Source organism: Rhodoferax sp. (assembly GCF_028689295.1).
In the GTDB taxonomy this organism is placed as follows: domain Bacteria; phylum Pseudomonadota; class Gammaproteobacteria; order Burkholderiales; family Burkholderiaceae_C; genus Rhodoferax.
Genome location: NZ_JAQTWL010000042.1, coordinates 1 through 6,808 on the forward strand (window position 1 = coordinate 1; position 6,808 = coordinate 6,808).

Here is a 6,808-nt window from a genome sequence, read left to right on the forward strand (position 1 = left end):
TGACGCCAGGGTGGCGTTGAGCAGTTCATCCAGTGCCGTGCACTGGCTCAGGCGTTCACTGCAATGGCGCATGGCCGCCAGCAGGCTGCAGCGGCTCGGTGCCGACGGCAGCGGCGTGCCGGCAACGGCCTCGATCTCCTGCACCTCGTACACATCCGACCCAAGCAGCCGGAACACACTGGCCATGCCGCTGTGCGAGGCAATGCCGGCCAGCTGCGCCTTCATGCCTTCAAACAGCGGGCCCGCCGTTTCGGTGCGTAAATACCGCAGGTGCAACCGGTAATACGCCGCGGTGACCGGGTGCAGCATCAGCAGGCAGGCGTACGGATGGCTGAGGATGTTTTTGCGCGTCTTGTTGAAAAACTGGAAAGACAGCGCCACATGGCGCTCGTCCACGTAATAGACCTGGGAAATATAGGCCACATTGGGCATGCCATCGGCCGCGCTGGTGGTGGCCATGATGGCCGGAATGGCCCCTTCCAGACAGGGCCGGATCGATCCCAGTGTGGTCCCGTTCATGATGCGGCTGCGCTGATTGGCAGCGCCATACCCGCCCGCGGTCCCGGCGTCTGGTCATAGGCCTCCTGCGGCTCAAAACTGACGGCCACCAGGTCATCGAGCTGCCAGTCAAACATGGCATGTGCAAAACGGGCATCAATCCCGACCTTGGCCACCTCAAGCACCATGGCGGCCCGATATCGCTGCAGCAGTGGCTCGTCGGTGGCCTGTGCCGGGCGGATGCGGGCCTGTGAGGCCTTGAGCTGCACGGTCTGGTGGCTCAGCGGTTCACTGAACACCACCGCAATCCGGCCCGTGGCCGCGATATCCAGCAGCACCTGGCGCGACTGCCTGCGCGACAGGTAGACGGTGACCGACCCCCCATCGGGGGTGATGCTGCTGCCCATGGCCCGCATGAGGCTCGGACGCAGCTGCACGTCACAGGAGCTGACAATGGCTGAAACACCTTTGTCCACCATGGCAATCTGCTCTGGCGACAACAACGGCGTGGTGGCGGTGGGGTTCATGGCTGCGCAGTATAGGAAAACTCAACGGCTGCCGTGGCAGTGCGGGTTAAGCACGGAACCGCTTGCGCGTCAGCGCCAGCGCCACCCAGAACCCGGCCACGGCAAACGTCGCCAGGACCGCCAGCGGACGCAGCCACTCGGCGGGCCATTGGTCCATGAACAGCGGGCGCACCAGCGCCACCGCATTGGTCAGCGGCAGCCAGTGCGAGATGGCGCGCACCACCGGCGGGAGTTGCTCGAGCGGAAAGAAGATGCCGCTGAGGAACATCATGGGGGTGAGGAACAGCGTGAAGTAGTAGGTGAAAAAGTCGTAGCCTTTGGCCAGCGCGTTGAAGATCAGCGCGATGCAGCTGAAAGTGATGCCGACGCCAAACAACACCGGCCAGGCCACCAGCAGTTTGGGTGAATAACTGATGCCCAGACCCAGCATCACACCCAGAATGGCGGTCACGGTGAACAGCGACTTGAACGCTGCCCACAACATTTCGGCCAGCACGATGTTGTCCAGGTTGACCGGTGCGTTCATGATGCCGTCCCAGGTTTTTTGCACATGCATGCGCGAAAACGCCGAGTACAGCGCCTCAAAACTCGCCGCCTGCATGGCGCTCATGCAGATCGAGCCGCTGGCCAGAAACAGGATGTAGGGCACCTGCACCCCGTTGACCGTCACCTGGCCAACCAGCGCACCCATGCCGTAACCAAACGCCACCAGCCACATCAAGGGCTCGGCAATGTTGCCCACCAGACTGGGCAGCGCCAACTTGCGCCAGACCAGCAGGTTGCGCAGGAACACCGGCCACCAGCGCATGGAGAGTTCTGCCGCACGCCAGACCGAAGGGGTCAGATGGGTGTTCATGCGTCCTCCCGGATTTGGCGGCCCGTCAGTTTGAGAAACAGATCTTCCAGATTGGCCGGACGATGCAGGGTGCGTAATTGCGGATAGGCCGCCAGGGCCTGCATCAGGGGTTTGGCGTCCTGGGTGTAGAAAAACACCGTCTCGCCACTGACTTCCACCCGTGCGGCCAGCGCCTGCAGCGCCGAGCCTACCAGTGCCAGGGCGCCGCTGCCATACACCTCCACCACATCGGGCTCCAGGTAGCGGCGGATCAGCTCGCGTGGCGCGCCTTCGGCAATTTTTTTGCCATGGTCCACCACCAGCAGACGGTGGCACAGGCGCTCGGCTTCGTCCATGAAGTGGGTGGTGAGCAAGATGGATTTGCCCTCGGCCAGCAGCAGTTGCAGACGCTCCCACATCAGATGGCGTGCCTGCGGGTCCAGCCCGGTGGTCGGTTCATCCAGCAACAACAGGCGCGGGTTGTTGACCAGCGCACGCGCCAGGCTCAGGCGCCGCTTCATGCCGCCGGACAACTCACCGGGCTTGGCCTGGGCCTTGTTGCTCAGGCTGGCAAACTCCAGCAGCGCCGGAATGCGCTGGCGAATCTGCGCGTCTTGCAGACCAAAGTAACGGCCGTAGACCAGCAGGTTTTCCGCACAGCTGAAGTCGGGGTCGAGTGTGTCCATCTGGCTGACCACCCCGAGCTGGGCCTTGATGGCCAGCGCGTCGCGCGGCATCTGCAAGCCAAAGGCGGTGATGCCCCCGGCATCGGGCACGGTCAGTCCCAGGCACATGCGGATGGTGGTGGTTTTGCCCGCGCCGTTCGGGCCGATCACGCCCAGGCATTCGCCCGGGGCAATCTCGAACGACAGGTCACTCACCACGGTGGCTTCACCGTAGCGTTTGACCAAACCCTGTACCGATAAAATTGGATCACTCATCTGCAGAATTGTCACTCAGCAGACCGACAACCAGCCACCTTTTCTTTCAAACCCCTTGTTCAGGACGCGACATCGCGCAACGCTCATGACCACCCTCGGAACCCCCCTGTCTCCCAATGCCACCAAAGTCATGCTGCTGGGCAGCGGCGAGTTGGGCAAAGAAGTCTTGATTGCCTTGCAGCGCCTGGGGGTGGAGACCATTGCGGTGGACCGTTATGACAACGCACCGGGTCAGCAGGTGGCGCACCATGCCCGCACCATCACCATGAGCGACCCGGCCATGCTGCGAGCGCTGATCGAAGAGGACAAGCCCGATCTGGTGGTGCCCGAGATCGAGGCCATCGCCACCCCGATGCTTGAAGTGCTGGAAGCCACCGGCACGGTGCGCGTCATTCCCACCGCCCGTGCCGCCCGTCTGACCATGGACCGTGAAGGCATCCGCCGTCTGGCTGCCGAAACCCTGGGCCTGCCCACCAGCCCCTACAAGTTCTGTGACTCGCTGGCCGAGCTGCAAGCCGCCATTGACGGCGGTATTGGTTACCCCTGCATTGTCAAACCGGTGATGAGCTCCAGCGGCAAGGGCCAGAGCAAGATCAGCGGCCCGGCCGATGTGCAAAAGGCCTGGGACTACGCGATGGCCGGGGGACGCGTCAGCCATGGCCGCGTCATCGTGGAAGGTTTCATCGACTTTGACTACGAAATCACCCAGCTCACGGTGCGCGCCCGCGGCGCTGACGGCCAGATCGAAACGCATTTCTGCGACCCAGTGGGCCATGTGCAGGTCAACGGCGACTATGTGGAAAGCTGGCAGCCGCACCCGATGAGCCCGGTGGCGCTGGAGAAAGCCCGCCACATTGCCAAGACCGTCACCGACAACCTCGGCATCGGGCTGGACGGCCAACCCGGTGGCCTGGGGCTGTTTGGTGTGGAACTGTTCATCAAGGGCGACATGGTCTGGTTCAGCGAAGTCAGCCCGCGCCCGCACGACACCGGCCTGGTCACCCTCTGCACGCAGTGGCAAAGTGAATTCGAGTTACACGCCCGCGCCATCCTGGGCCTGCCGGTCAACACGACCTTGCGCAACCCGGGGGCCAGCGCCGTGATCTACGGCGGCGTGGACGCCCAAGGCATTGTGTTTGACGGCGTGGATGAGGCATTGCAAGTGCCCGGCACCGACATCCGCCTGTTTGGCAAGCCCGAAAGTTTTGTCAAGCGCCGCATGGGCGTGGCGCTGGCGGCCCATGCCGATGTGGAACAAGCCCGCGTCAATGCCAAGCTGGCAGCGTCCAAGGTCAAACCACGTATTGCCTGACCATTTTGCTATTTAATTTATAGCTTTATACGCTTATTTCTCCTGGGCTAAGGAGTGATTTCGTCAGTCACTTAGCCCAGAGGCTTCAGGCCATCGCCGAAAGATCAAACGTCCAGCGCGGCCAGCCAGGACGCAGCATCACGCAGTTGCAGACGGCCAAGGTCAGCCTCGGCCCGGCATTCGCGCAGCAACTGCACCGCCTGCGCCTGCGGCCACTGCTCGGCAAAGCGGGCCAACGCGCGGTGCGGCTTGGCATCTGACAGTTTGCATTCCACCAGGTGCGTGAGCGTGTCGCCCTGGCTGAGGCAAAAGTCCACCTCGGCCTCGTCCTTGGTGCGGATGTAGTGCAGCTCCACTGGTGCGCCCCGGGTGTCCTGCTGCCACTGCACGTTTTTCAGCAGGTGGCAGGCCACCAGGTTTTCAAAGCGCACCCCGTCATCTCCCTGCACCAGGCCAGTGTCGTAAAAATAGACTTTGGGCGCTTGCAGCGTGGCGCGGGCGATGTTGCGGTGCCACGGGCGCACCACAAAGACGATGAACAGCGCCTCCAGAATGTCCAGGTATTTCGCCAGGGTGACGGGCGAAAGGTTCAGGTCACGCGCGATGGAGGCGAGCGACAGCGGCGAACCTACCCGCGCGCGCAGCATCTCGGCAAACAGACGCATGGCGTTGACCTCTTGCAGACGGGAAAACTCCAGCACGTCTTCACGCACCAGACCGGCAAAATAATCGTTGCGCCAGCGCTGGGCCTCGTCATTGCTTTTCGCCAATGCAGGCTCTGGAAAGCCGCCACGTTCCAGCAAATGCGTCAGGGCCGCATGCGGTGACACCTGCGCCTGCTCAGCCCATTCACGCACCGACAGCGGGTGCAGCCGCAGCCGGAAATAGCGCCCGGCCAGTGACTCACCGCTTTGGCGAAAGGTATCCATGCGGGCACTGCCTGTGACCAGCAATTGCTGATCAGGCGCACGGCCATCGGCCACGCCTTTGAGCCAAGCCTTCCAATCGCGCATTTTGTGGATTTCATCGAGCACCAGCAATGGCGCACTTTGCCGCCAGCTTTGCGCCAGCATCACCGCGCGGTGTGCGGCCACGTCGTAATTCAGGTACTGTGCCCCGGCCAGTTCGCCCACCAGTTGGCGGCTCAGCGTGGTTTTGCCAACCTGACGCGGGCCGGTCAAGACCACCATTTTTTTCTGCAGGTCTTGCCGAACCTGCTCGTCCAGATAGCGTTTCATGCGACTATTTTAAATAAAGATAATAAAAAGTCGCGACTTTTTGTCACCATAACTCAATAAAGTCGCCAAACTCCGGTCATTGAAGTCCACCAGCCCCCCTGGTGCGGAAGATGCGTCAGGCATCTGCCACCAGGGTATCGACCCGGTCCAGCCAGGCTCGCAAGGCGTCGGGATAATCCGGCTCCGCGCCCAACCGCCAACGTCGTCGGGTCTGGCGCGCCAGCGTACGCAGCTGCCATTGGGCTTCCTGTGCCAGCAAGGTCAGCTCCAGTTGCAGAGCCTCCTCCAGCGCCTCGCTGCCCAGCTGCGCCAACTGCTGCGGCGCTACTCCGACACCGGCCAGCGTGCGGTACAACTGGTCAGCCTGACCCGCCACCGCCAGCATGCCCTGGCGCCGGCTGTCACTCAGGTCACGGCGCTGCAGGATGCCCCTGGGCCAGTCAGCCACCACCAGGTTGATCTCCTGCAGGCACGCCACGGGGTCGGTCAGCAGAATCGGCGTGTTGGTCTGCTGCTCGCAGCCAAGCTGCAGGTGGCGTTGCACACGTGCCACCAGGGTCGGGTCATAACGATGGGCATTCATGCGCAGCTTGACCCACAGCCGCATTTCAGACAAGCCTCCGCCCAACGCCAGCATGGAAGTCACCAGCTCACCCAGGCACAGGATGCGTGCCAGAGGGCCAATCGCCGGGCCACTCAGATGCCGCGGGTAACCTGAGCCATCCAGAAACTCATGATGCTCCCGTACCGCGCGTAACAATTCACGCGGGTACTCGTGGTGGCGTTCGATCAGCGCTGTTGACACCAGCGGGTGGGAGTAGAGTTGACGTCGCTGTTCACGGGCGATGGCCCCGTGTGGCTGGAGCAGCACCGGATCAAGGTGCAACATGCCAACGTCATGCAACAGACCCGCCGCGGCGGCCAGGCCCATGTCAAACCGTGACACCAGCGCGTCCAGTCTCAGCCAGGCGGCCAACAGCGCGGCATGGATCGAGTGCCGGAACAAGGCAGGACGCACCTCTTTGGCCAGCGACAATTGAAACGCGATGGGATCAGGCAGGGCCAGTGTCTCAAGCGCGTCGAGCAACAGGCTGCGGGTCTGGGCCTCTGCCGCCATGCGCTGGAAAAACGGCACCTCGGCCATGGCCTGTTCAGCGTGGTCACGCAGCACGGCCCCCGTCACTGTCGGGGTTGTGCTGACAGACTGTTCCAGCGGGGTGGGCAAACGGTGCGCCATCAGACGGTCATAAAGGCTGGCGTTGACCGTCACGCCTTTTTCAATGATCTTGATCCCCCGATCATTAAAAATGGCCTGGGTGGTGACCACCGTGCACTTGTCACCCAGGTCGGTGATGGCCCGGGTGAAGTGCGCCGGATCGGTCACGGTGGCGATGTCGGGGGCGTTCATGGGCTCGCAGTGACCTTCATTGACCCGGCAGGGTTATTGGAATGCCACC

7 protein-coding genes are annotated in these 6,808 nt (G+C 62.7%); 1 reads left to right on the forward strand and 6 read right to left on the reverse strand.

Going from position 1 to position 6,808, the window contains the following annotated elements; all coding sequences use genetic code 11:
- The 4 genes from PHF15_RS16270 to PHF15_RS16285 all read right to left on the reverse strand — a co-directional run.
- Positions 1-519, reverse strand: a 519-nt coding sequence (locus PHF15_RS16270; RefSeq protein ID WP_300122818.1) for a pyridoxamine 5'-phosphate oxidase family protein, incomplete at its 3' end; no start/stop codon positions are given.
- Complete coding sequence (locus PHF15_RS16275) at positions 516-1,025, reverse strand: hypothetical protein (protein WP_300122819.1); 510 nt, start codon at positions 1,023-1,025, stop codon at positions 516-518. The genes PHF15_RS16270 and PHF15_RS16275, both read right to left, overlap by 4 nt.
- Positions 1,026-1,071: 46 nt before the next feature.
- Positions 1,072-1,881 carry an ABC transporter permease gene (locus PHF15_RS16280; RefSeq protein WP_300122821.1) on the reverse strand — a complete coding sequence of 270 codons (810 nt, stop codon included), beginning with the start codon at positions 1,879-1,881 and terminating at the stop codon, positions 1,072-1,074.
- Positions 1,878-2,801 carry an ATP-binding cassette domain-containing protein gene (locus PHF15_RS16285; protein ID WP_300122823.1) on the reverse strand — a complete coding sequence of 308 codons (924 nt, stop codon included), beginning with the start codon at positions 2,799-2,801 and terminating at the stop codon, positions 1,878-1,880. Before PHF15_RS16285 ends, PHF15_RS16280 begins: the two co-directional genes overlap by 4 nt.
- Positions 2,802-2,886: 85 nt before the next feature.
- Between PHF15_RS16285 and purT the strand changes: the two genes are divergently transcribed.
- A complete protein-coding gene (purT, locus tag PHF15_RS16290) occupies positions 2,887-4,113 on the forward strand; it encodes a formate-dependent phosphoribosylglycinamide formyltransferase (RefSeq protein WP_300122825.1) in 1,227 nt (408 codons plus the stop codon).
- Between the two features lie 104 nt (positions 4,114-4,217).
- On the opposite strand, the gene PHF15_RS16295 is transcribed toward purT, so the two are convergent.
- Both PHF15_RS16295 and PHF15_RS16300 read right to left on the reverse strand, forming a co-directional pair.
- Complete coding sequence (locus tag PHF15_RS16295; RefSeq protein WP_300122828.1) at positions 4,218-5,351, reverse strand: ATP-binding protein; 1,134 nt, start codon at positions 5,349-5,351, stop codon at positions 4,218-4,220.
- A gap of 115 nt (positions 5,352-5,466) precedes the next feature.
- A complete protein-coding gene (locus tag PHF15_RS16300; RefSeq protein WP_300122830.1) occupies positions 5,467-6,759 on the reverse strand; it encodes an HD domain-containing phosphohydrolase in 1,293 nt (430 codons plus the stop codon).
- Positions 6,760-6,808 lie beyond the last annotated feature (49 nt).

What these genes read in the sequence shown, in the direction of transcription:
- PHF15_RS16275 (WP_300122819.1), bottom strand. Translation starts at nt 1,025, where the DNA reads ATGAACCCCACCGCCACCACGCCGTTGTTGTCGCCAGAGCAGATTGCC.
- PHF15_RS16280 (WP_300122821.1), bottom strand. Translation starts at nt 1,881, where the DNA reads ATGAACACCCATCTGACCCCTTCGGTCTGGCGTGCGGCAGAACTCTCC.
- PHF15_RS16285 (WP_300122823.1), bottom strand. Translation starts at nt 2,801, where the DNA reads ATGAGTGATCCAATTTTATCGGTACAGGGTTTGGTCAAACGCTACGGT.
- purT (WP_300122825.1), top strand. Translation starts at nt 2,887, where the DNA reads ATGACCACCCTCGGAACCCCCCTGTCTCCCAATGCCACCAAAGTCATG.
- PHF15_RS16295 (WP_300122828.1), bottom strand. Translation starts at nt 5,351, where the DNA reads ATGAAACGCTATCTGGACGAGCAGGTTCGGCAAGACCTGCAGAAAAAA.
- PHF15_RS16300 (WP_300122830.1), bottom strand. Translation starts at nt 6,759, where the DNA reads ATGAACGCCCCCGACATCGCCACCGTGACCGATCCGGCGCACTTCACC.